Raw genomic sequence first — 20396 nt, 5'->3', positions numbered from 1 at the left:
ACCGGTTTCAACAATCGTTAGCGATTACATGGAGTTCGCGACAGCGTCCGCCAGCATCTGAACAGCATCTGCTGATGACATGTCCGAATTGAAGTGTGCTGTGACAACGTCGGTGATCGCGCCGGACTGTGCACCAAACAAGGCCATGCCGTGGGCGTAAGACGGCATCAAAGTGCCACTCTCGTTCGTCGAGGCCATGTCAGCGGCAGAGATCTTTGCACACTCATCAAAGCCGGACAGATCAACGTCTGTGCGTGCTGGGATGGACCCTTTGTTCATGTTGAACACTTCTTGGAAGTTCGGTCCCATGATGAGCTTCGCCAGAAGCTCCTGACCCGCGGCTTTGCCTTCACCCTCAACAGAGAACATGGCAAAGCTGTCCACGTTGTAGAGGTAGCCGTCGCCCGGTGTGGAGGCACATGTGAAATCTACACCCGGCACTTTGCCAGCGGCAAGAAATTCACCCTTTGCCCAGTCACCCATGATCTGGAACGCGGCTTCGCCGTTCATGACCATAGCTGTCGCAAGGTTCCAGTCACGGCCAGAAAAGTTGTCGTCAACATAGCCGCGCATCGTGCGCATCTGGTCGAAGACAGCAACCATTGTGTCAGACGTCAAAGCTTCTGGGTCGAGGTCAACGAGTGCTTTCTGATAGAACTCAGCACCACCGAGGCCAAGAACAACAGTTTCGAAAACTGTCGCGTCCTGCCAAGCCTGACCACCGTGGGCCAGTGGAATGATGCCAGCGGCTTGCAGCGCTTCTGCTGCAGCGTTGAACTCGTCCCAAGTTGTTGGCATCTCGATGCCGTTGGCGGCCAGGATTTCGGTGTTCGCCCAAATCCAGTCAACGCGGTGAACGTTCACGGGCGCAGCACACCAAGTGCCGTCACATTGCATGTGTGCTGCAATGGATGCGGGCAGCAGGTTTGCCCAGTCATTTGCCTCTGCAACAGATGAGATGTCAGCCAGAACGCCTTCTTGGAACCATTCCTGAATGGCTGGGCCTTTGATTTGTGCGGCTGTCGGCGCGTTGCCTGACAGAACGCGTGCCCGTAGTGCCGTTCCAGCAGCGTCACCGCCGCCACCTGCAACGGGCATATCTGTCCAGGTGCCGCCGTTTGCAGCAAACTCTTCTTGCAAGACCGCCACCGAACGAGCTTCGCCGCCAGATGTCCAATAATGCAGGACTTCTGCTTCTGCATGACCATCGGCAGAAGCTACGCCAGCAGCACATACAGCGATCGCGGATGCGGTGCTCAATACAAATGATTTCATCTTAGTTCCTCCCAAAGAATTGCCCGCTATGGGCAAGATACAACCACCTTGGTGCCGCCACGTCAGCCATGCAACGGTTGAATAGCGGGCTTTCACTGCGATCATGCAATTAGACGCGGAGTCCGTTACACAACGTTACGAAAGCATGGATTCTGTTGCACGAAGTTACATAGCCAGAAGGTGAAAGGGGGCAAAGCAATGGCGATTCCAAGAATACTGGTGGTCGATGATGACATGGACATGCGCCAGATGATGATTCAGTTTCTGCGCCAGAATGGATCAATCGCACTGCCTGCCGCCAATGGTGCCGAGGTCCGCGCCCATATCGACGGCGGGCGCGTGGACCTTGTGTTGCTGGACGTCATGCTCGGGGATGAAAACGGTCTGAAAATTTGCCAAGAGTTGCGACGCGAACAAGATGTTCCCATCATCATGGTGTCCGCCTTATCCGCCGACAATCAACGCATGGAAGGGTATGCGGTTGGCGCTGACGACTATATTGCCAAGCCGTTCAACCCGGAACTGTTACTTGCCCGCGTGAAGGCCGTGTTATCGCGCACCCGTCGAACGTCATCCTTGGTTCATCGACGCAACACGAAGACGTTTCGGTTCAACGGTTGGACCTATGACGCCAAATCAAGCCAGGTTCTTTCGCCTGACAAAATTCAAGTTGCCCTGTCGCGCCGTGAAACCGCACTTTTGCAGGTGTTACTCGCCAACCCCCACATCCCACTGACTCGCGAAGAAATCGCCACGTCTCTGGATGTCACAGGAGAAACCCAGCCCGCAAACGAAGCCTCGGGGCGGGCAATCGATGTTCTGGTCGGCCGTTTGCGCAACAAGATCGAAGCAAACCCCAAGGACCCGCAAATTCTGAAAACAGAACGCGGTGTAGGATATATCTTCGCCATTGATGTCGCGGTGTCAGACACGTGATCCCAATTCCCAACAGCCTGCGCTGGATAGTGCCCTGTCTGGTCATCGCCTCACTTTTGACTGGCGCAGGGACGATGTTGATGTGGGCAAAGTCCACGTCAAACTGGTCCGCATATGGCGCTGACGCTTATAACGCGGGAGTGACGCTGTATTACGCCCTGCAAAACGGAACTGCTCCGCCGGATGGGGTGTCAGTCATGCCCCTGCCGGCCTTGGATCAAGCCCACGCCAATGCTGGATCTTTTCGTCAAATCGCTGGCACGCCTGCGGCCCCGCGCATCACTATCGTTCCGATCTTGCCGGATGCTGCCAATCAAACAACAGGCGCGTCTCTGACGATCGCGATCCTTTCACCGAATTTCACCTATAGCTTGGCGGACCTGCCGCATCGCGACGGGCAGACTGCGGCAGAAACCATGGGAGAGCTGACCCGCAAGCTGGCCGTGTTTTGTAGCGATCCATTTGTGGTGGCCCGTATGGGCGAGGCAGACTGGGCGAAACTGGATGGAGCCTCGGTCTGGAACTGTGATGTCGCGCCCGCAGATCGTCGCATATTGGCGGCGCTGCTGGGAATCGTCGGGATAAGTATCTTGATGACGGTTGCGCTCAACCTGCCGACCACATTCTCGGCCTTTGCGGGACAACTGCGCAACCGCCGCCGCGTCGGTGGGCCCGCGCGATATGACGCACAGGGTCCACAGGAACTGCAAGAGATCGTGGCCGCTGTGAATGGATATCTGGAAATTGAACGCGATCAATTGGCCAGCCGCGCGGCAGTCCTTTCAGGTGTAAGCCACGACCTGGGAACGCCCGCGACGCGTTTACGCCTGCGCGCCGCATTGATCGACGACCCGGACTTGCGGCAGAAATTTGACGCGGACATCGACAGCATGACGGGCATTATTGAAAGCGTGTTAACCTACACTCACGCCGAAATGGACGCCGAACACCCCAGGAACCTTTCGCTGACGTCATTGATCGACGCCATTGTCGCCAATTACCAAGACGTCGGACGGCCTGTGACTTATCGCAAAGCCAAAGACGTTATCGTGCAGGGTGGCCAATCCATTTTCATGTCTCGCCAAGGCTATGGCGTGGTGTCCACTGACCGCGATACGGTGATCTATGGCCGCCCAATTTCACTAGAACGCGCCATTACCAACCTGATCGAAAACGCACTGAAATATGGCCGCCGCGCGACCGTTTCGCTTGAAGCGGACGCACAGACGGCGACGGTTGTGATCGAAGACGAAGGTTCCGAAAGCTCCGCTGCCGAGATTGAAAAGCTCCTCGCCCCATTTCAGCGCGGTGAGCACACCGCAACGATTGACGGCCATGGGTTAGGCCTAACGATCGTCGCGACAATCGCGAAACTGCACGGCGGGAAGCTCAGCTTTGAGGACACGTCGGTCGGTGTGTCCGCACGTTTGGAGATTCAGCGCTTCTGACCGGAGATAAAAAGATGCCCTGTCGGCAATGGTAATCCTGCACTTCCCTCTCGTTCTTGACCAACGCAAGCAGCGAATGTCCGCTTGCGCCCCGCAAACCTGCAGTTTCTCCATACTCCTCTAATGGGGATATCCAGTCACGCTTTCGCACTCGATTGGGCTGCACACAGCATTTTGACTCGCGATTTGCGCTAACATGAATAGATTAGGGCAGTTCGATTATCGACTCATCGTGAAATGAGGGTTTCGCCTATGTTGACCAGACGCCACTTCGTAATCACATCCGCCGCGATGTTTTCGGCCCCCATTGCGCCCGCTTTTGCCGGGCCTGTGTCGAACCGTTCGAAATGGGCTGCCTATGACGCACAGGTGACGCCTGCGAATTACGATCCTGCTACGACGAACCCGTGGGGCTTGCATCCGCGTTTTCTGCCGCAATTGGTCGAGGCGAATGCTGGCCTGAAACCCGGCGACATCCATGTCGATGCCGTGGCGCGCTATCTTTACCACATCCGCGACAACGGCACAGCGATGCGGTATGGGGTAGCGATCGCGCGTGGCAATCTGTACGAGCCGGGTGTCTACACGATCCGTCGCAAAGCCAAATGGCCCACATGGATTCCGACCAAGGACATGATCGAGCGTGATCCCGATGTTTATGGACCGCTTGCAGAGGGCATGGATGGTGGGCCGAAGAACCCGCTGGGCTCGCGCGCCTTCTACCTGTTCAAAGGGAACCGCGATACCTATCTGCGCATCCATGGCTCTCCGGCACCGCGTTCTATCGGCGGGCGGGCCAGTTCCGGCTGTGTGCGCATGGTTATGGCGCATATCATCGGGCTGTATGATCAGGTGAACACCGGCGTGACCGCGCACCTTTACCCGACAGAGATCGTCACCGCACGCAACTGATTGCAATCAGGCCTCAGCAGGGGTGTCACGCTTGGCGCAGATCGGCTGCCCTTTGCGGTTGCGCAGCGGCAGGTAAGTTGTCTCGACAGGGCCGTTGTAGCGATACACGAAGCACCCGTCCGCGTTGTTGATCCGCACATCGCTCAGATCCTGACCGGGCCCGGCAATCGCGCGCACGTTTTCCGGCACTTCGGCAAACGACCGTGTGTTCGTATTGCCGCTTACCCCTTCAGGGCTGACACAGGCCGAAAGCAGCAATACCGCGCTGCCCGACAAAAAAACCATCTTCTTCATCACAAATATCCCACAGACTTCTTCATGGGCAGGATGGTCGATTTAGGATCAAAGGGGAAGTGGGATTTGAAAGGGAAGATCTGGCGCGCGCGCGGGCCAGTATTGCAAGGGAACACGCGGCACTATTGACTTCAACACCCCCGCAAGAGCGCCTTCCGGTCGCCGACGAATGTTTCGTATGCCTGCATCAAGGGGGCTTGCAGGTTGCGATCCGCCTGAAACGCGTGAGCTATACGCGGCGCAATACAGGCTTGTGTAACTGACGCGCTGCCGCTTGCAATCATCCCCAGGCGTGCCGCACCAAGAGCTGCGCCAAGATCACCTTGGGTGGGTAGCCAGACGGGAATATCAAGGACACTTGCAAGAAGCTTAAGCCAATATTGCGAACGCGCGCCGCCACCGGTCGCGATCAACTGATCTATTTGTGTGCCAGCCGCGGATAAGGCGTCGCGGTTCTCCCGGAAGGTAAAAGCGACGCCCTCCAAGACGGCTTGGGTCAGTTCGGCTCTTGAAGTTGCAGTCGTTAACCCGGAAAAACTGGCGGTCATACCAGGGTCGTTATGGGGCGTCCGCTCGCCCGCGAGGTAGGGAAGGAAGGTGACGGAACCGGGCGGGTTCAGGTCGGTTCCCAGATCGGCGATCAGCGCGGCCGGGGCGACACCGCAGATGTTCGACCACCAGCCAAGCGCCGATGCGGCAGACAACACAACACCCATTTGGTGCCATGTGTCGGGCAATGCATGGCAGAAACTGTGAACGGCGGTTTCCGGGGCAGGGCGGAAAGCCTCTGTCGCAGCGAACAAGACGCCCGATGTCCCAAGTGACAAAAAGCCTGAGCCTTCTGTGACTGTGCCCAAACCAATAGCAGAAGCCGCGTTGTCGCCCGCACCGCCTGCGACTGCTACATCTCTCTGCATTCCCCAGCGGTCTGCGTGCTGTTGCTTCAGTCGTCCTGAGGCCTCTGTGCCTTCGATCAGCTTTGGCACCTGATTTATGGTCAGATCACATGCGCCAAGCAGTTGTTCCGACCACTGCCGCGCGCCAGTATCCAGCCACGCGGTGCCAGAGGCATCTGACATTTCGGACGCGTATTCGCCGGTCAGGTAGAGCCGCAAATAATCTTTTGGCAGAAGAACCTGCGCGATTTGGCCAAAAACTTCTGGCTCGTGCTTCTGAAGCCAAACCAGCTTGGGGGCGGTGAAGCCCGGAAAGACGATATTGCCAGTGATCCGACGGAACTGCGGATCAGCGTCCAGCGCTGCGGCTTCGACATGGCTGCGCGTGTCATTCCAAAGAATGCATGGCCGTAGAACCTTGCCTGTCTTGTCCAGCAAGGTTGCGCCATGCATTTGCCCCGACAGACCGATACCTTTGATATCGCTCATTGCCGAACCGATTTCCAACTTCAGCGCATCAAGCCCGGTCTCTAGTGCGTCAATCCAGTCCGAAGGGGTCTGTTCAGACCAGCCGGAGTGAGCATGTGTCACTGTCAGAGGAACCGTATGGGTTGCGATGGTTTTCTGCTCCGGATCAATCGCCAGCAACTTGATCGCGGATGTGCCCAGATCGATTCCCAGAAATATCATCGCGTTCACACCCCGCCCGCTCCACTTGACCACTGTTTTAGGTCAACCTTCGCCTTGCGTATAGAGAAGACGGCAGGCACAAAGTCAGGGTGTGCTGCTTGACCCGTAAAACAGCCGGCTGAAAACGCCACGCACTATAGACACCCCCAACCTTCCCTGATACATCCCCCCAATCGTGTGGCCTCGGATTCGTTCCGGGGCCCATGATATTTGGAATTTGGGGACCTTCGGGGCCCTGTAAACGAGGCAGGAAACTGCCGCAAAGCAAACGGAAGACAGAAAGCATGGCACTCAAGTCGTACAAACCGACGACGCCAGGCCAGCGTGGGCTGGTTCTGATCGACCGTTCGGAGCTTTGGAAAGGTCGCCCAGTCAAGTCCCTTACAGAGGGTCTGACGAAATCGGGTGGTCGGAACAATACCGGACGGATTACGTCGCGCCGCCGTGGTGGTGGTGCGAAGCGTCTCTATCGCATCGTTGACTTCAAACGGAACAAGTTTGACGTCGCCGCTACAGTTGAGCGGATCGAATATGACCCCAACCGGACCGCGTTCATCGCCCTCGTGAAATACGAAGACGGCGAACAGGCCTACATCCTTGCCCCGCAGCGTTTGGCTGTTGGTGACACGGTGATCGCATCGGCAAAAGCCGACGTGAAGCCTGGCAACGCGATGCCCTTCTCGGGCATGCCGATTGGTACCATCGTTCACAACATCGAGATGAAGCCAGGCAAGGGCGGCCAGATCGCTCGTGCAGCCGGCACGTATGCTCAGTTCGTTGGTCGTGATGGTGGCTACGCTCAGATCCGCTTGAGCTCGGGTGAACTGCGCCTTGTGCGTCAGGAATGCATGGCCACCGTTGGTGCCGTGTCGAACCCCGACAACTCGAACCAAAACTACGGTAAAGCCGGTCGTATGCGCCACAAAGGCATCCGCCCCAGCGTCCGTGGTGTGGTTATGAACCCTGTAGATCACCCGCACGGTGGTGGTGAGGGTCGGACCTCGGGTGGTCGTCACCCGGTTACCCCTTGGGGTAAGCCGACCAAGGGTGCACGTACCCGCAATAAGAACAAGGCGTCGTCGAAGCTGATCATCCGCTCGCGTCACGCCAAGAAGAAGGGCCGCTAACACATGGCACGTTCTGTCTGGAAAGGCCCTTTTGTTGACGCTTACGTCCTCAAAAAAGCCGAGAAAACCCGCGAGTCGGGTAAAAACGAGGTCATCAAGATCTGGTCGCGTCGTTCGACCATTCTGCCCCAGTTCGTGGGTCTGACCTTTGGCGTCTATAACGGCCACAAGCACATCCCTGTGAATGTGACCGAAGACATGATTGGCCAGAAGTTCGGTGAGTATTCGCCGACGCGGACCTACTACGGTCACGCGGCTGATAAAAAAGCGAAGAGGAAGTAAGCCATGGGTAAGGATAAAAATCCCCGCCGCGTGGCCGATAACGAAGCAATGGCGAAAACCCGCATGCTTCGTACGTCCCCGCAGAAACTGAACTTGGTTGCTGGCATGATCCGCGGCAAGAAGGTGGACAAGGCCCTGACGGACCTCACCTTCTCGAACAAGCGGATCGCGCAGGACGTGAAGAAATGCCTTCAGTCCGCCATCGCCAATGCCGAGAACAACCATAATCTGGATGTTGACGAACTGGTCGTCGCCGAAGCCTATGTCGGCAAGAACCTGACCATGAAACGCGGACGTCCGCGCGCCCGTGGTCGTTTCGGCAAAATCATCAAACCGTTCTCGGAACTCACCATCAAGGTGCGTCAAGTTGAGGAGCAAGCCTAATGGGTCAAAAGGTAAATCCGATTGGCATGCGCCTTCAGGTCAACCGCACCTGGGACAGCCGCTGGTATGCAGACACGAAAGATTACGGCGATCTTCTGATGGAAGATCTGAAAATTCGTGACTTCATCAAAACCGAATGCAAGCAAGCCGGCATCAGCCGTGTGATCATCGAACGTCCGCACAAAAAGTGCCGCGTCACGATCCACACTGCCCGCCCCGGCGTCATCATCGGCAAGAAAGGCGCAGACATCGAAACTCTGCGCAAGAAAATCGCCAAGATGACGGACTCGGAACTGCATCTCAACATCGTTGAGGTTCGCAAGCCCGAGCTGGACGCCGCATTGGTCGCAGAATCGATCGCTCAGCAGCTTGAGCGCCGTGTGTCCTTCCGTCGTGCCATGAAACGCGGCGTGCAGAACGCAATGCGTATGGGCGCTCTGGGCATCCGTGTAAACGTCGCGGGCCGCCTTGGTGGTGCCGAGATCGCGCGGACCGAATGGTATCGCGAAGGCCGTGTGCCGCTGCACACTCTGCGCGCTGACATCGATTATGCACATGCTGAAGCAATGACGCCTTACGGCATCATCGGCATCAAAACCTGGATCTTCAAAGGTGAGATTATGGAGCACGACCCTGCTGCTCGTGATCGTCGCCAGGCAGAGCTTCAGGAAGGTCCCGCGCCTCGTGGCGCTGGCGGCCGTCGCTAAGGAGCCTGAGATATGCTGCAACCAAAGCGTACTAAATTCCGCAAGATGCACAAAGGTCGGATCAAAGGTCTGGCCAAAGGTGGATCGGATCTGAACTTCGGCACTTACGGCCTGAAGGCTCTCCAGCCTGAACGCGTAACCGCCCGTCAGATCGAAGCCGCTCGTCGTGCCATGACGCGTCACATGAAGCGTCAGGGCCGTGTCTGGATCCGCATCTTCCCGGACACTCCGGTGACCTCGAAACCGACCGAAGTCCGTATGGGTAAAGGTAAAGGTTCCGTGGACTACTGGGCGTGCCGTGTGAAACCGGGTCGCGTGATGTTCGAGATTGATGGCGTAACGGACGACGTGGCGCGTGAAGCCCTGCGTTTGGCCGCGATGAAGCTGCCAATCAAATCGCGCATTGTGGTTCGTGAGGACTGGTAATTTTCGCTGACGCGAAAATTCTGGTGAAATGATTAAAACCCCCGTCGAGAAATCGGCGGGGGTTTTTGCTGGATTGTTTGAGGTGACACTTCTATCTCTAGGTGAAATTAATCTATTTGAAAGTGTCCGCTATGCGATCCCTTGTATTTGTTCCATTCGTTCTTGCCGCAACCCTTCAATCGGCCACAGCCGAGATCGGCGTCGGTCGTGAGGCCAAATGCCTTGTCATAGAAGACGGAACGCGATTTGTGGACGGGATCTGCGAATTCACACCTAGCGAAAGAGACGGGTCGTTTCACTTTAAGACTTACAATGGCCAATTCTGGGGGCATCTGAATGTGGTGTCGAAAGGTGTTGGGGAAGTCTTCTGGAACGGAGAGCCATACGCGAGCCATGCACACAACAGTCAGTTCGATCTCATTCGCAATGAAGCGTGTTGGGTGAACGAGCGGTCTTCATTCTGTTTTTGGTAGGCAATAGGTACTTAAATCAATTTGGCGAACACCGTCCCGTGCCAGCACGGGCCACGCCCGACCCTCCCCCCCCGGGAGGGCGTATTGCGGCATTCCAGACAATTGCACCGTTGTGATTGAAGAGCTGCCGCGCGTAATGCAGCGTTGGTGAAACGCTCACCCAGGGTCGGGCGTGGCCCTTTGTTGGGTCGTATTAGGCAGGCGCGCGCGGCGTGGTCCTACACCCCAACCCCCAAGACCCCAATCGCCTCTTCCAGTTGGGTCTCTTCATAGCCGAAATGCGAGTGCACAACGCTTTCCAGCTGTCGGAACACCGCACGGGCCTCGTTGAACTTTTCTGCGTCCACCTCGAACATTAGCGCCATCGCGGCGCGTTCAAGCCGGATCAGCAACTCGTGCACGACCTTATGTTCTTCGACCAACCGCGCGACCACGGCGCGCAGGGCGTCGTTACCTTTGCCTGCAAGCTCGGGAAACAGGCTATATTCCTCGGCGTCGTGGTGGAAGGTCAGCACTTTGCATTCCCGCCCGCAGAGTGATCCGAACTGCCGGACATTCTGTGCGAAACTAGCCGAGAGGAGTGCAGCCGAAAGGTCTTCACCCGACGCCTCATCTACCTCAATCCTGTCCAACACAATCCCGATCCGACCCACATCATTCAGATGCATCCGATGGATCGCGGCCAACCGCCGGCCCATACGGCGGTCCTGTTCAGTTGCCTCGGGCAGGGCAGGCATTTCCGGGCGCGTGCCAAACTCAACCGTCAGGTCCGCCAGTGGTGTGTCGTGAAGCGTGTTCATGGTGTCCTCTACCGCACCGCGGGCCACAACGACCACGGAGCACTAGCGCAATAATTCATCCATCAGGCCGATCACTTCAAGAATTCTGAAAGTCGTCGGATCGGCGCGATAAATCATCTCTCCCACACGATAGTAGCGATAGCTTGGGTCAAGCCGATAACGGTCGTAATCGGTGAAGTGATAATACTCATAATCGTCCAGATCATCGCCAATCCGCGGTTTCGCGAGGCCCGGTGGAATGCAGGGCGGGTTCTTTTTGGCCAGTCCGGGTGGGCACCACTTTGTGGCGACGCCCTTGTTGGTCGCGTTGCCTTTTACCTTACCGTGGCCCTTGCCGTTTCCGGCAAGACTTGCCGTCGCCATCAATGGGACCAGAACAAGGACCAAAGCAGCCTTCGCAATGGTATTCATCATTCTCTCCGTTCGTTAGTTGAGGCGGTCCTAGATAGATTACGGACCGCCATCTTTCAGCTTACAATTGGAGTGAAATTGCGCAGGGCTGGGTTGATATACAATATCACGTGCTAGGCATCTAACACGGGTTGCGGTTTTCCGCCGTAGAAGGCTCTGATGAACGCGCCTACTCACCCCATCTATAATTAAAACTCACCGACAGCCGCTCTTCGTCACCCGTGTTCTGCATCACCTCGTGGCGCAGCCAGCTTTCCCACAACAGCACATCGCCCTCGGCGGGGCGTTTGGTGATGAAGCTTTGCAGATCCTCGCGGGCGTCCTTGCGACGCGGAGGGGCGGCCATCATCATGGCATGACGGGGGTCTTCATAGCGCAGCGCGCCCGCACCTTCGGGCAAGGCCAGATAGGTGGTGCCCGAGATCACGGAATGCGGGTGGATGTGGGCCGAGTGGTATCCTCCGGGGGGTAGAATGTTGATCCAGATGTCTTCCAGCACCAGCTCGCGGTCGTCCAGATTGAACTCCAGATCCTCGGTAAAGGCCGCGACATGCCTGTCCAAGCTGTCCACCAGATCCTTGAAGATCGGGAACCGCCAAGGCAGGTCGGTCAGCGAGGCATAGGAGGTGTAGCCGGGATACCCCTCGGCCTCGCACCATTCCTGTCCTGCCTCGTCATCCTCGGCGATAGAATAGCAGCTGTCATAAAGCTCGTCCTGGCTGACCTTCGGGTCAAACTCGGACAGGTGAGCGTGGTAAAGGCGGGTCACGAAGAGGGAGGATATTTTGGGCATGGGGGCGTTGTAGAACAGTTGCCAAAAATGGGCGAGCCTTAATGCGACATATTTGCACGCTGGTTGAAGGCATTTTGCAGATGCTTACGTTGAGGGGGAACACGGAAAAAGGAGTTGGGACATGTCTAACGAAACGATTTGCAAACACTTGAATGCAGCTCTTCAAATGGAGATGACCGCAGCACACCAGTATCAATTACACGCCCATGTGCTGGATGATTGGGGGCTGGACAAGCTGGCTCAGACGATGCGCGGCGAGTTTGAAGAAGAGCTGGTCCATTCCAGCCGCTTCATGACACGCATTCTGGAACTGGGTGGTGAGCCGGAAATTGCCTTTGCCGCCACGCCGAAAACAGCCAAGACGTTGAAGGAAATGTTCGAAGCCGACTTGAAGGACGAGAAAGAGGCCATCGCGTTCTATACGCAATCCTCCAAGGCTGCCTATGATGCAGACGACCTGGCGACAAAAGCCCTGTTCGAAGAGATCGCAATTGACGAAGTCGGACATCGCGGATGGCTTGAGCTTCAGCTGAGCCTGATCGAGCGGATCGGCGAGCAACGCTATGCGTCCAAATTCGTCAGTGGCACCACCGAAGAAGAAACTTAATCGCTATCTGAACAGAAACAGGCGCTTTGCTGTTGCTATAAGCGCTGTTGTTTCATATAGACCCACATCTCACGGATTCCGGCAACGGGATTCGTGTGTTTTGACATTCACCCACCAGACATGGGGTGACCTGCCAACAACAAGGGCAGAGCTCTCTGGTGCAAGGAAAGGAAAAGGCGAATGAACGCCAAGGAACTGCGTGATCAGACGCCGGATCAGCTGCGTGAGCAACTGGCCGATCTGAAAAAAGAGGCTTTCAACCTGCGTTTCCAGCAGGCCACTGGTGCCCTCGAAAACACTGCCCGTATGCGTAAGGTCCGTCGCGACGCTGCTCGCGTCAAAACCGTTCTGAACGAACAAGCCAAAGCTGCGGCTGAGTAAGAGGAGCCCTGAGAATGCCCAAACGTATCCTGTCAGGCACTGTAACAAGCGCCGCCAACGAACAAACAGTCACCGTGTCGGTTGAACGCCGCTTCACCCACCCGGTTCTGAAGAAAACCATCCGTAAGTCCAAGAAGTATCGGGCTCACGATGAGAAGAATGCCTATAAGGCTGGCGACACCGTTCGCATCATTGAATGCGCGCCGAAGTCGAAAACCAAGCGTTGGGAAGTTCTGGAAGGCTAAAACAAGCCTTCCCGGACGACTTAACAAGTCGAAACCCTGGGGGTTCCGCCAAGCATCGGCGCCCCAAAGGTCGGGAGAAACCACATGATCCAGATGCAAACAAATCTGGATGTAGCTGACAACAGCGGCGCTCGCCGTGTTCAGTGCATCAAGGTTCTGGGTGGTTCCAAGCGTAAATACGCATCCGTTGGCGACATCATTGTCGTCTCGGTTAAGGAAGCCATTCCACGCGGTCGCGTTAAGAAAGGTGATGTCCGTAAGGCCGTCGTCGTTCGCACCGCCAAAGAAGTCCGTCGTGATGACGGCACTGCCATCCGGTTTGACCGCAACGCCGCGGTTATTCTGAACAACAACAACGAGCCTATGGGAACCCGTATCTTCGGCCCGGTTGTTCGCGAACTTCGCGCGAAGAACTTCATGAAGATCATCTCGCTGGCTCCGGAGGTGCTGTAAGATGGCTGCTAAGTTGAAAAAAGGCGACAAGGTTGTCGTTCTGGCTGGCAAAGACAAGGGCAAGCAAGGTGAGATCACCTCGGTTAACCCGAAAGCCGGCAAAGCCATCGTTGATGGTGTGAACATCGCAATCCGCCACACCCGCCAGAGCCAGAACGCACAAGGTGGCCGCATCCCGCAAGCGATGCCGATCCAATTGTCGAACCTGGCCCTTCTGGACAAAAACGGCAAAGCAACGCGCGTTGGCTTCCGCGAGGAAGACGGCAAGAAAGTGCGTTTCGCCAAATCGACCGGGGAGACTGTCTGATGCTGGATACCGCAAACTACACCCCCCGCTTGAAGGCAGCCTACAAGGACAGCATCCGTGCTGCCCTGAAGGAAGAGTTCGGCTACAAGAACGAAATGATGATCCCTCGTTTGGACAAGATCGTTCTGAACATCGGCTGTGGTGCCGAAGCTGTTCGTGACTCGAAGAAAGCCAAGTCCGCTGTGGCTGACCTGACCGCGATTGCTGGTCAGCAGGCCGTGTCGACGAAAGCCAAGAAATCCATCGCTGGTTTCCGCGTTCGCGAGGAAATGCCGCTGGGTGCGAAAGTGACCCTTCGCGGCGACCGGATGTATGAATTTCTGGACCGTCTGATCACCATTGCGATGCCCCGTATCCGCGACTTCCGTGGCGTTTCGGGTAACTCGTTCGACGGCCGTGGCAACTATGCCATGGGCCTGAAAGAGCACATCGTGTTCCCGGAAATCGACTTTGATAAGGTCGATGAAAACTGGGGCATGGATATCGTAATTGCCACCACCGCGAAAACCGACGCGGAAGCAAAGAGCATGCTGAAGCATTTCAACATGCCCTTTAACAGCTGATCCGCGGGAAGGAATAGACATGGCTAAAAAAGCAATGATCGAACGCGAGAAGAAGCGTCAGAAGCTGGTGGAAAAATACGCCGCCAAGCGTGCTGCGCTGAAAGAGATCGCAAACGATGAGAGCAAGACGATGGAAGAGCGGTTCACCGCCCGCCTGAAGCTTGCAAAACTGCCGCGCAATAGCTCGGCGACCCGGCTGCACAACCGTTGCCAGCTGACCGGTCGTCCGCACGCTTACTATCGTAAGCTCAAAGTGTCGCGGATCGCGCTGCGGGAACTTGGCTCGAATGGCCAAATCCCCGGCCTGGTGAAATCAAGCTGGTAAGGGAGAGATAGATATGAACGATCCTATCGGCGATATGCTCACCCGTATCCGCAACTCGCAAATGCGCGGCAAATCGGTTGTTTCGACACCGGCTTCCAAGCTGCGCGCTTGGGTTTTGGATGTTCTGGCTGACGAAGGCTACATCCGCGGCTACGAAAAAGGCACAGACGAGCGTGGGCACCCCACCCTCGAAATCAGCCTGAAATACTTTGACGGTGTTCCGGTTATCCGTGAACTTCAGCGGGTTTCGACCCCTGGCCGTCGCGTCTATATGGGCGTGAAAGACATCCCGCAGGTCCGTCAGGGCCTTGGCGTTTCGATTGTCTCGACCCCCAAAGGCGTCATGTCCGATGCAAACGCTCGCAACCAGAATGTTGGTGGCGAAGTGCTTTGCACCGTCTTCTAAGGAGGTCTGTATGTCTCGTATTGGTAAAAAACCGGTCGAGCTGCCTGCTGGCGTAACCGTCACGCAGTCTGGTCAGACCGTCGAAGTGAAGGGCCCGAAAGGCGTCCTGAGCTTCACCGCAACCGATGATGTCACCATCACCGTAGAGGACAACCAGCTGAACGTCGCGCCGCGTGGCAAGTCCAAGCGCGCCCGTCAGCAGTGGGGCATGAGCCGCACAGTGGTTGCCAACATGGTCACCGGTGTCACCGACGGTTTCAAGAAAGAGCTGGAAATCAACGGTGTTGGTTACCGTGCCCAAATGCAGGGCAATGTTCTGAAGCTGAACCTTGGCCTGTCGCATGACGTTGATTTCGTTCCACCGGAGGGCGTCACCGTGACCGCTCCGAAGCAGACCGAAATCGTCGTTGAAGGCATTGATCCACAACTCGTCGGCCAAGTCGCGGCCAACATCCGCGCCTGGCGGAAACCCGAGCCCTACAAAGGCAAAGGTATCAAATACAAAGACGAGTATATCTTCCGCAAGGAAGGTAAGAAGAAGTAAGGACCAGACAGATGGCAAACAGCAAACGGACCCTGTTCCTCAAGCGCCGCCTGCGCGTCCGGAACAGACTGCGCAAGCACAACGTGGGCAAAATGCGCCTGTCGGTGCATCGCTCGAACAAGAACATCAGCGTTCAGCTGATCGACGACGTGAATGGCGTCACTCTGGCTTCGGCTTCTTCTCTCGAGAAGGATCTGGGCGTGGTTGGCAAAAACAACGTCGATGCGGCCACGAAAGTGGGCGCTGCGATCGCAGAGCGGGCCAAGAAAGCCGGTGTCGAAGACTGCTATTTCGACCGCGGTGGCTTCCTGTTTCATGGCAAAGTGAAGGCATTGGCCGACGCTGCGCGTGAAGGCGGCTTGAAGTTCTAAGAAACCTGTGGGGGGCGGTGACGCCCTCCCGATGATCCGGGGGCCACTCGATCCGTCGCGTGGCCCACCAGGATTGACAATAAAGGCGCCATACCGCGCCACCATGAAAGGAATGCCTGATGGCAGAACGTGATAACCGCCGGGGCCGTCGCGACCGCGATGAAACTCCGGAATTCGCCGATCGTCTGGTTGCGATCAACCGCGTATCGAAAACCGTTAAGGGTGGTAAGCGCTTTGGCTTCGCCGCGCTTGTCGTTGTTGGCGACCAAAAAGGCCGTGTCGGCTTTGGTAAAGGTAAAGCGAAAGAGGTCCCCGAGGCCATCCGCAAAGCCACCGAGCAAGCCAAGCGCCAAATGATCCGCGTGCCGCTTCGTGAAGGCCGCACCCTGCACCACGATATCGAAGGCCGTCATGGCGCTGGTAAAGTTGTTATGCGGACCGCCCCGGAAGGTACTGGTATCATCGCCGGTGGTCCGATGCGTGCCGTGTTCGAAATGCTGGGCATCAAAGACGTGGTTTCCAAGTCGTTGGGGTCTGCGAACCCTTACAACATGATCCGCGCCACCATCGACGGGCTGCAAAAAGAATCCAGCCCCCGCATGATCGCTCAACGTCGCGGCAAGAAGGTCGCCGACATCCTGGGTGCAAAATCTGAAGCTCCGGCAGCTGCCGAAGCCGAAGACGCGTAAGGAGACTGATCCATGGCCAAAACCATCGTCGTCAAGCAGATCGGCTCTCCGATCCGCCGCCCCGCCAAGCAGCATCAAACGCTGGTCGGCCTGGGCCTGAACAAGATGCACAAGACCCGCGAGCTGGAAGACACCCCAGCCGTGCGCGGCATGATCGCCAAGATCCCGCATATGGTTGAAATCATCGAGGAGAAGGGCTGAGCTAAGGCTTAGACCATCTCTTGAAGATTTAAAGCACCCCGGTCAGAGATGGCCGGGGTGTTTCTTTTACGCCACTGGCAATTGATTGGGTTGGTCTATGTGGAATGCTCTTTTTTTTTGACGCTGAGGCTTTTGTCGCATTCTTGGTGATGCCAATTAATCCACTCATCACGTTGCTTGCGCCATTTGTTTTGAAGCGGTTTTGGCCTTGGCTTTTTCTGAATGGATATACGTTTTAGATCATCGGTCTGGAGCAGCTTCTCTTGAAACAACTGTATGAGCGAGAACTGCCAGTAGGCTCCGATCTCACTGCGTTTATGGGGTTCTTTCTGCAACTGGTCTGGTCGGCTGCTTCATTGATTATCTTTCTGGTCTTTGCCACCGTGCAAAAGTGGCATCGAACGAAATGACAGACCTCTGCTGGAACACCGAATTTTCACAGACGCCTCGAAGCTGTTAATTTCACCCGGCATCGCCGGGCAGCGCCCGACCCTCGCCCTGGGAGGGCGCTTCGCCCCCCCCCAGGGTCAGGCACTGCCCTTAACGGCTCCCCGCACCCCGGCCGCTCCCAATCGCGGGTGTTGATCAGGCCGGCCCGCTCCATTGTGTTCGCCAGCACGCCACTTGTTTTTCTGGGCGACCAACATGAACGCCCTCCTAGTCCTTCCGCTCCATTGGCAGGCGATCTTGCCGATGCAAGGCTTGCGTGGCGGTCTACTTGGGTCTATACGCCCCCGGTGGCGTGTTGCGTCACAGAATCAAAACCAAGAAAAGCCGTGTTTGGCCCCCTACGCTTCATGGGTCAGTTCCGGCAAGGAGAAGCGACATGAAACTGAACGAACTGCGCGACAATCCCGGCGCAACCAAACCCCGCAAACGCGTTGGCCGTGGTCCGGGCTCCGGCACCGGTAAAATGGGTGGCCGCGGTATCAAAGGTCAGAAATCCCGTTCGGGTGTGGCCATCAAAGGCTACGAAGGCGGCCAAATGCCGCTCTATCAACGTCTGCCCAAGCGTGGATTTAACAAGCCGAACCGCAAGAAGTTCGCTGTGATCAACCTGGGTCTGATCCAGAAATTCATCGACGAGAAAAAGCTGGACGCCAAAGACATCACCGAAGACACATTGGTTGCTTCGGGTCTGGTGCGCCGCAAGCTGGACGGTGTTCGCGTGCTGGCGAAGGGCGACTTGACCGCCAAAGCCACCATCACCGTAACCGGCGCGTCGAAATCGGCTGTTGAAGCTGTCGAAAAAGCTGGCGGTAAATTGACCGTCGCTGCTCCGGCTGCAGCTGAATAAGACCTTGTGAGGGGCGTCGCTGCCCCTTACATATCTTGCTATGTTTTCAAGCGCCGCCGGAGCCGGGAACGGTCCGGCGGCGTTTTACTTGGATCTAGGGGGCCTTATGGCATCTGCAGCAGAACAAATGGCCGCAAACATGAGCTGGGGCGCCTTTGGTAAGGCGACCGAGCTTCGACAGCGGATTTTCTTCACGATCGGGCTTCTGATCATCTATCGTATCGGCACGTATATCCCCATTCCGGGGATCGACGGAGCAGCCCTGCGGGAATTCATGGAGCAAGCCCAGTCCGGCATCGCTGGCGTGCTTGGTATGTTCACCGGTGGCGCGCTGAGCCGTATGGGTGTGTTTGCCCTTGGCATCATGCCCTACATCTCGGCCTCGATCATCGTGCAGCTTCTCAGTTCCATGTGGGAACCGCTGAAGCAGCTGAAGAAAGAAGGCGAGCAGGGCCGCAAGAAGATCAACCAATACACCCGCTATGGCACTGTGCTGTTGGCGACCGGGCAGGCATTTGCTTTGGCAAATAGCCTTCAGGCTGGTGATCTGGTCACCGACCCCGGCATGTTCTTCATCGCAGCTTGCGTGATCACCCTTGTGGGCGGCACCATGTTCCTGATGTGGCTCGGCGAGCAGATCACGGCGCGCGGTATCGGCAACGGTATTTCCCTGATCATCTTCGTCGGCATCGTCGCCGAGATCCCGGCCGCTTTGGGCCAATTCCTGGCTTCGGGCCGCTCAGGCGCCATCAGCCCCGCGGTGATCATTGGCGTCATGGTAATGATCGTTGCGGTGATTGCATTCGTGGTGTTCATGGAACGCGCGCTGCGCAAGATCCACATTCAATATCCGCGCCGTCAGGTCGGCATGAAGGTCTATGACGGTGGCTCCAGCCACTTGCCGATCAAGGTGAACCCGGCAGGGGTTATCCCTGCGATCTTCGCCTCGGCGTTGTTGCTGCTGCCGACCACGATCTCGACCTTTTCGTCCGGTCAGGCAGGCCCGGTCATGTCGACCGTCCTTGCCTATTTCGGTCCCGGCCAACCGCTGTATCTGCTGTTCTTCACGGCGATGATCGTGTTTTTCACGTTCTTCTACACCAAGGAAGTCGCATTCAAGACGGACGAGGTCGCCGACAATCTGAAGAACCAAAATGGTTTCGTGCCCGGTATTCGCCCCGGCAAAAAGACTGCCGAGTATCTGGACTATGTCGTGACACGACTGCTGGTTCTGGGGTCGGGCTATCTGGCCGCTGTTTGTCTTCTGCCGGAAATTCTGCGCAGCCAATTGGCAATCCCGTTCTACTTCGGCGGCACCTCGGTGCTGATCGTGGTGTCGGTGACGATGGACACGATCCAACAGGTTCAGTCGCATCTGCTGGCGCACCAGTATGAGGGTCTGATCGAGAAGTCGCAGCTTCGCGGCAAGAAACGCTCGAAGAAGGCTCCGTCGCGTCGATGAACATCATTCTGCTTGGACCGCCCGGTGCCGGCAAAGGCACGCAAGCCCGTATCCTGGTTGATGAGCGTGGCATGATCCAACTGTCGACCGGCGACATGTTGCGTGAGGCAAAAGCCTCGGGCACCGAGATGGGCAAGAAGGTTGCCGCGATCATGGATGCGGGCGAGCTTGTCACAGACGAGATCGTCATCGGCCTGATCGACGAGAAGCTGGAAGGTGACCAAGCGGGCGGTTTCATCTTTGACGGCTTCCCGCGCACATTGGCCCAAGCGGATGCGTTGGGCGCATTGCTGAAAAAGCATGGAGCCAAGCTAGATGCGGTGGTCGAAATGCGCGTCGATGATGACGCGTTGGTATCGCGGATCACGGCCCGGTCGACCTGCGGCACTTGCGGCGAGGGATATAACGATATCTCAAAGCCAATCCCGGCAGATGGCAAATGCGCGAACTGCGGTGGAACTGATTTCAAGCGCCGCGCAGACGACAACGAAGAAAGCCTGCGCACGCGCCTGATGGAATACTACAAGAAGACCTCGCCGTTGATTGGGTATTACCATGCCAAGGGCGACTTGCAGTCGGTGAATGGGCTGGGCGAGATTGACGAGGTGAAGGCCGAAATCGCGGGCGTTCTGGACGCCTGATCTTTTCCGACCAAGAACAACCCAAGCGCCGCAAGTTTCAAGCGGCGCTT

The 20396-nt window shown here is 56.8% G+C and carries 29 protein-coding genes; 23 read left to right on the top strand and 6 right to left on the bottom strand.

All coding sequences use genetic code 11. The features are described from left to right. Nucleotides 1-24: 24 nt before the first annotated feature. Complete coding sequence (locus tag ACXYMP_RS11855) at nt 25-1275, bottom strand: ABC transporter substrate-binding protein (protein WP_298568861.1); 1251 nt, start codon at nt 1273-1275, stop codon at nt 25-27. Nucleotides 1276-1473: 198 nt separating this feature from the next. On the opposite strand from ACXYMP_RS11855, the gene ACXYMP_RS11850 reads away from it, so the two are divergent. From ACXYMP_RS11850 to ACXYMP_RS11840, 3 genes are all read left to right on the top strand, one after another. Then, the gene (locus ACXYMP_RS11850) at nt 1474-2211 is read left to right on the top strand and encodes a response regulator transcription factor (RefSeq protein WP_458906470.1); all 738 of its coding nucleotides are present in this window, start codon (nt 1474-1476) and stop codon (nt 2209-2211) included. Continuing rightward, entirely contained in the window at nt 2208-3659 is a 1452-nt protein-coding gene (locus tag ACXYMP_RS11845; protein WP_458906468.1) for a sensor histidine kinase, read from the top strand. The genes ACXYMP_RS11850 and ACXYMP_RS11845 overlap by 4 nt, the downstream gene beginning before the upstream one ends. Nucleotides 3660-3911: 252 nt before the next feature. Next, a complete protein-coding gene (locus ACXYMP_RS11840) occupies nt 3912-4571 on the top strand; it encodes a L,D-transpeptidase (RefSeq protein ID WP_458906466.1) in 660 nt (219 codons plus the stop codon). A 6-nt stretch (nt 4572-4577) separates the two neighbouring features. On the opposite strand, the gene ACXYMP_RS11835 is transcribed toward ACXYMP_RS11840, so the two are convergent. Both ACXYMP_RS11835 and xylB read right to left on the bottom strand, forming a co-directional pair. Further along, entirely contained in the window at nt 4578-4865 is a 288-nt protein-coding gene (locus ACXYMP_RS11835; protein WP_298568869.1) for a hypothetical protein, read from the bottom strand. Nucleotides 4866-4996: 131 nt separating this feature from the next. After that, nucleotides 4997-6448, bottom strand: a complete 1452-nt coding sequence (gene xylB, locus ACXYMP_RS11830; RefSeq protein WP_458906528.1) for a xylulokinase — start codon at nt 6446-6448, stop codon at nt 4997-4999. A 287-nt stretch (nt 6449-6735) separates the two neighbouring features. On the opposite strand from xylB, the gene rplB reads away from it, so the two are divergent. From rplB to rplP, 5 genes are read left to right on the top strand one after another with little or no spacing between them, the layout of a single operon-like run. Further along, nucleotides 6736-7578 carry a 50S ribosomal protein L2 gene (gene rplB / locus ACXYMP_RS11825; RefSeq protein ID WP_298568873.1) on the top strand — a complete coding sequence of 281 codons (843 nt, stop codon included), beginning with the start codon at nt 6736-6738 and terminating at the stop codon, nt 7576-7578. A gap of 3 nt (nt 7579-7581) precedes the next feature. Further along, nucleotides 7582-7860, top strand: coding sequence for a 30S ribosomal protein S19 (rpsS, locus tag ACXYMP_RS11820; protein WP_246928015.1), 279 nt, complete (start codon nt 7582-7584; stop codon nt 7858-7860). A gap of 3 nt (nt 7861-7863) precedes the next feature. After that, entirely contained in the window at nt 7864-8244 is a 381-nt protein-coding gene (rplV, locus tag ACXYMP_RS11815; RefSeq protein WP_458906463.1) for a 50S ribosomal protein L22, read from the top strand. Then, complete coding sequence (rpsC, locus tag ACXYMP_RS11810) at nt 8244-8951, top strand: 30S ribosomal protein S3 (RefSeq protein WP_298568899.1); 708 nt, start codon at nt 8244-8246, stop codon at nt 8949-8951. Before rplV ends, rpsC begins: the two co-directional genes overlap by 1 nt. Before the next feature lie 12 nt (nt 8952-8963). After that, nucleotides 8964-9377 (top strand): 50S ribosomal protein L16, encoded by a 414-nt coding sequence (gene rplP / locus ACXYMP_RS11805; protein WP_298568901.1) that lies wholly within the window; start codon nt 8964-8966, stop codon nt 9375-9377. Nucleotides 9378-10068: 691 nt separating this feature from the next. Here the strand turns inward: rplP and ACXYMP_RS11800 are convergent. The 3 genes from ACXYMP_RS11800 to ACXYMP_RS11790 all read right to left on the bottom strand — a co-directional run bounded on the left by ACXYMP_RS11800 (nt 10069) and on the right by ACXYMP_RS11790 (nt 11854). Further along, on the bottom strand, nt 10069-10650 hold the full coding sequence (locus ACXYMP_RS11800; RefSeq protein WP_458906460.1) for a hemerythrin domain-containing protein: 582 nt from the start codon (nt 10648-10650) through the stop codon (nt 10069-10071). Nucleotides 10651-10692: 42 nt separating this feature from the next. Beyond that, on the bottom strand, nt 10693-11061 hold the full coding sequence (locus tag ACXYMP_RS11795; protein WP_458906458.1) for a hypothetical protein: 369 nt from the start codon (nt 11059-11061) through the stop codon (nt 10693-10695). 169 nt (nt 11062-11230) lie between these two features. Beyond that, nucleotides 11231-11854, bottom strand: a complete 624-nt coding sequence (locus tag ACXYMP_RS11790) for a TIGR02466 family protein (RefSeq protein WP_298568907.1) — start codon at nt 11852-11854, stop codon at nt 11231-11233. Between the two features lie 121 nt (nt 11855-11975). On the opposite strand from ACXYMP_RS11790, the gene ACXYMP_RS11785 reads away from it, so the two are divergent. The 15 genes from ACXYMP_RS11785 to ACXYMP_RS11715 all read left to right on the top strand — a co-directional run bounded on the left by ACXYMP_RS11785 (nt 11976) and on the right by ACXYMP_RS11715 (nt 20346). Next, nucleotides 11976-12461: a bacterioferritin gene (locus ACXYMP_RS11785; protein WP_298568909.1), complete on the top strand. Its 486-nt coding sequence runs from the start codon at nt 11976-11978 to the stop codon at nt 12459-12461. Between the two features lie 180 nt (nt 12462-12641). Beyond that, entirely contained in the window at nt 12642-12842 is a 201-nt protein-coding gene (gene rpmC / locus ACXYMP_RS11780) for a 50S ribosomal protein L29 (RefSeq protein ID WP_298568911.1), read from the top strand. Nucleotides 12843-12856: 14 nt separating this feature from the next. After that, nucleotides 12857-13087: a 30S ribosomal protein S17 gene (rpsQ, locus tag ACXYMP_RS11775; RefSeq protein ID WP_260518120.1), complete on the top strand. Its 231-nt coding sequence runs from the start codon at nt 12857-12859 to the stop codon at nt 13085-13087. An 84-nt stretch (nt 13088-13171) separates the two neighbouring features. Further along, complete coding sequence (gene rplN, locus ACXYMP_RS11770; protein ID WP_248368122.1) at nt 13172-13540, top strand: 50S ribosomal protein L14; 369 nt, start codon at nt 13172-13174, stop codon at nt 13538-13540. 1 nt (nt 13541) lies between these two features. Then, on the top strand, nt 13542-13847 hold the full coding sequence (gene rplX / locus ACXYMP_RS11765; RefSeq protein ID WP_298568915.1) for a 50S ribosomal protein L24: 306 nt from the start codon (nt 13542-13544) through the stop codon (nt 13845-13847). Beyond that, nucleotides 13847-14410 (top strand): 50S ribosomal protein L5, encoded by a 564-nt coding sequence (gene rplE, locus ACXYMP_RS11760; RefSeq protein ID WP_298568917.1) that lies wholly within the window; start codon nt 13847-13849, stop codon nt 14408-14410. Before rplX ends, rplE begins: the two co-directional genes overlap by 1 nt. Nucleotides 14411-14429: 19 nt before the next feature. After that, nucleotides 14430-14735 (top strand): 30S ribosomal protein S14, encoded by a 306-nt coding sequence (gene rpsN / locus ACXYMP_RS11755; RefSeq protein ID WP_260518123.1) that lies wholly within the window; start codon nt 14430-14432, stop codon nt 14733-14735. Between the two features lie 13 nt (nt 14736-14748). Further along, nucleotides 14749-15141: a 30S ribosomal protein S8 gene (gene rpsH / locus ACXYMP_RS11750; protein ID WP_275394163.1), complete on the top strand. Its 393-nt coding sequence runs from the start codon at nt 14749-14751 to the stop codon at nt 15139-15141. Between the two features lie 10 nt (nt 15142-15151). Then, the gene (rplF, locus tag ACXYMP_RS11745; RefSeq protein ID WP_298568922.1) at nt 15152-15685 is read left to right on the top strand and encodes a 50S ribosomal protein L6; all 534 of its coding nucleotides are present in this window, start codon (nt 15152-15154) and stop codon (nt 15683-15685) included. An 11-nt stretch (nt 15686-15696) separates the two neighbouring features. Further along, on the top strand, nt 15697-16056 hold the full coding sequence (gene rplR, locus ACXYMP_RS11740; RefSeq protein ID WP_298568924.1) for a 50S ribosomal protein L18: 360 nt from the start codon (nt 15697-15699) through the stop codon (nt 16054-16056). Between the two features lie 119 nt (nt 16057-16175). Continuing rightward, nucleotides 16176-16745: a 30S ribosomal protein S5 gene (gene rpsE, locus ACXYMP_RS11735; protein ID WP_298568926.1), complete on the top strand. Its 570-nt coding sequence runs from the start codon at nt 16176-16178 to the stop codon at nt 16743-16745. A gap of 12 nt (nt 16746-16757) precedes the next feature. Next, nucleotides 16758-16946 carry a 50S ribosomal protein L30 gene (gene rpmD / locus ACXYMP_RS11730; RefSeq protein WP_458906451.1) on the top strand — a complete coding sequence of 63 codons (189 nt, stop codon included), beginning with the start codon at nt 16758-16760 and terminating at the stop codon, nt 16944-16946. 826 nt (nt 16947-17772) lie between these two features. Further along, nucleotides 17773-18243, top strand: a complete 471-nt coding sequence (rplO, locus tag ACXYMP_RS11725; RefSeq protein ID WP_298568930.1) for a 50S ribosomal protein L15 — start codon at nt 17773-17775, stop codon at nt 18241-18243. A gap of 106 nt (nt 18244-18349) precedes the next feature. After that, nucleotides 18350-19705, top strand: coding sequence for a preprotein translocase subunit SecY (secY, locus tag ACXYMP_RS11720; RefSeq protein WP_298568932.1), 1356 nt, complete (start codon nt 18350-18352; stop codon nt 19703-19705). Further along, nucleotides 19702-20346 carry an adenylate kinase gene (locus ACXYMP_RS11715; protein ID WP_458906448.1) on the top strand — a complete coding sequence of 215 codons (645 nt, stop codon included), beginning with the start codon at nt 19702-19704 and terminating at the stop codon, nt 20344-20346. Before secY ends, ACXYMP_RS11715 begins: the two co-directional genes overlap by 4 nt. Nucleotides 20347-20396 lie beyond the last annotated feature (50 nt).

This window comes from Aliiroseovarius sp. CAU 1755, assembly GCF_054482655.1.
This window is presented reverse-complemented; position numbering and strand designations above follow the sequence as displayed.

What these genes read in the sequence shown, in the direction of transcription:
- ACXYMP_RS11855 (WP_298568861.1), bottom strand. Translation starts at nt 1,275, where the DNA reads ATGAAATCATTTGTATTGAGCACCGCATCCGCGATCGCTGTATGTGCT.
- ACXYMP_RS11850 (WP_458906470.1), top strand. Translation starts at nt 1,474, where the DNA reads ATGGCGATTCCAAGAATACTGGTGGTCGATGATGACATGGACATGCGC.
- ACXYMP_RS11840 (WP_458906466.1), top strand. Translation starts at nt 3,912, where the DNA reads ATGTTGACCAGACGCCACTTCGTAATCACATCCGCCGCGATGTTTTCG.
- ACXYMP_RS11835 (WP_298568869.1), bottom strand. Translation starts at nt 4,865, where the DNA reads ATGAAGAAGATGGTTTTTTTGTCGGGCAGCGCGGTATTGCTGCTTTCG.
- rplB (WP_298568873.1), top strand. Translation starts at nt 6,736, where the DNA reads ATGGCACTCAAGTCGTACAAACCGACGACGCCAGGCCAGCGTGGGCTG.
- rpsS (WP_246928015.1), top strand. Translation starts at nt 7,582, where the DNA reads ATGGCACGTTCTGTCTGGAAAGGCCCTTTTGTTGACGCTTACGTCCTC.
- rplV (WP_458906463.1), top strand. Translation starts at nt 7,864, where the DNA reads ATGGGTAAGGATAAAAATCCCCGCCGCGTGGCCGATAACGAAGCAATG.
- rpsC (WP_298568899.1), top strand. Translation starts at nt 8,244, where the DNA reads ATGGGTCAAAAGGTAAATCCGATTGGCATGCGCCTTCAGGTCAACCGC.
- rplP (WP_298568901.1), top strand. Translation starts at nt 8,964, where the DNA reads ATGCTGCAACCAAAGCGTACTAAATTCCGCAAGATGCACAAAGGTCGG.
- ACXYMP_RS11800 (WP_458906460.1), bottom strand. Translation starts at nt 10,650, where the DNA reads ATGAACACGCTTCACGACACACCACTGGCGGACCTGACGGTTGAGTTT.
- ACXYMP_RS11795 (WP_458906458.1), bottom strand. Translation starts at nt 11,061, where the DNA reads ATGAATACCATTGCGAAGGCTGCTTTGGTCCTTGTTCTGGTCCCATTG.
- ACXYMP_RS11790 (WP_298568907.1), bottom strand. Translation starts at nt 11,854, where the DNA reads ATGCCCAAAATATCCTCCCTCTTCGTGACCCGCCTTTACCACGCTCAC.
- ACXYMP_RS11785 (WP_298568909.1), top strand. Translation starts at nt 11,976, where the DNA reads ATGTCTAACGAAACGATTTGCAAACACTTGAATGCAGCTCTTCAAATG.
- rpmC (WP_298568911.1), top strand. Translation starts at nt 12,642, where the DNA reads ATGAACGCCAAGGAACTGCGTGATCAGACGCCGGATCAGCTGCGTGAG.
- rpsQ (WP_260518120.1), top strand. Translation starts at nt 12,857, where the DNA reads ATGCCCAAACGTATCCTGTCAGGCACTGTAACAAGCGCCGCCAACGAA.
- rplN (WP_248368122.1), top strand. Translation starts at nt 13,172, where the DNA reads ATGATCCAGATGCAAACAAATCTGGATGTAGCTGACAACAGCGGCGCT.
- rplX (WP_298568915.1), top strand. Translation starts at nt 13,542, where the DNA reads ATGGCTGCTAAGTTGAAAAAAGGCGACAAGGTTGTCGTTCTGGCTGGC.
- rplE (WP_298568917.1), top strand. Translation starts at nt 13,847, where the DNA reads ATGCTGGATACCGCAAACTACACCCCCCGCTTGAAGGCAGCCTACAAG.
- rpsN (WP_260518123.1), top strand. Translation starts at nt 14,430, where the DNA reads ATGGCTAAAAAAGCAATGATCGAACGCGAGAAGAAGCGTCAGAAGCTG.
- rpsH (WP_275394163.1), top strand. Translation starts at nt 14,749, where the DNA reads ATGAACGATCCTATCGGCGATATGCTCACCCGTATCCGCAACTCGCAA.
- rplF (WP_298568922.1), top strand. Translation starts at nt 15,152, where the DNA reads ATGTCTCGTATTGGTAAAAAACCGGTCGAGCTGCCTGCTGGCGTAACC.
- rplR (WP_298568924.1), top strand. Translation starts at nt 15,697, where the DNA reads ATGGCAAACAGCAAACGGACCCTGTTCCTCAAGCGCCGCCTGCGCGTC.
- rpsE (WP_298568926.1), top strand. Translation starts at nt 16,176, where the DNA reads ATGGCAGAACGTGATAACCGCCGGGGCCGTCGCGACCGCGATGAAACT.
- rpmD (WP_458906451.1), top strand. Translation starts at nt 16,758, where the DNA reads ATGGCCAAAACCATCGTCGTCAAGCAGATCGGCTCTCCGATCCGCCGC.
- rplO (WP_298568930.1), top strand. Translation starts at nt 17,773, where the DNA reads ATGAAACTGAACGAACTGCGCGACAATCCCGGCGCAACCAAACCCCGC.
- secY (WP_298568932.1), top strand. Translation starts at nt 18,350, where the DNA reads ATGGCATCTGCAGCAGAACAAATGGCCGCAAACATGAGCTGGGGCGCC.
- ACXYMP_RS11715 (WP_458906448.1), top strand. Translation starts at nt 19,702, where the DNA reads ATGAACATCATTCTGCTTGGACCGCCCGGTGCCGGCAAAGGCACGCAA.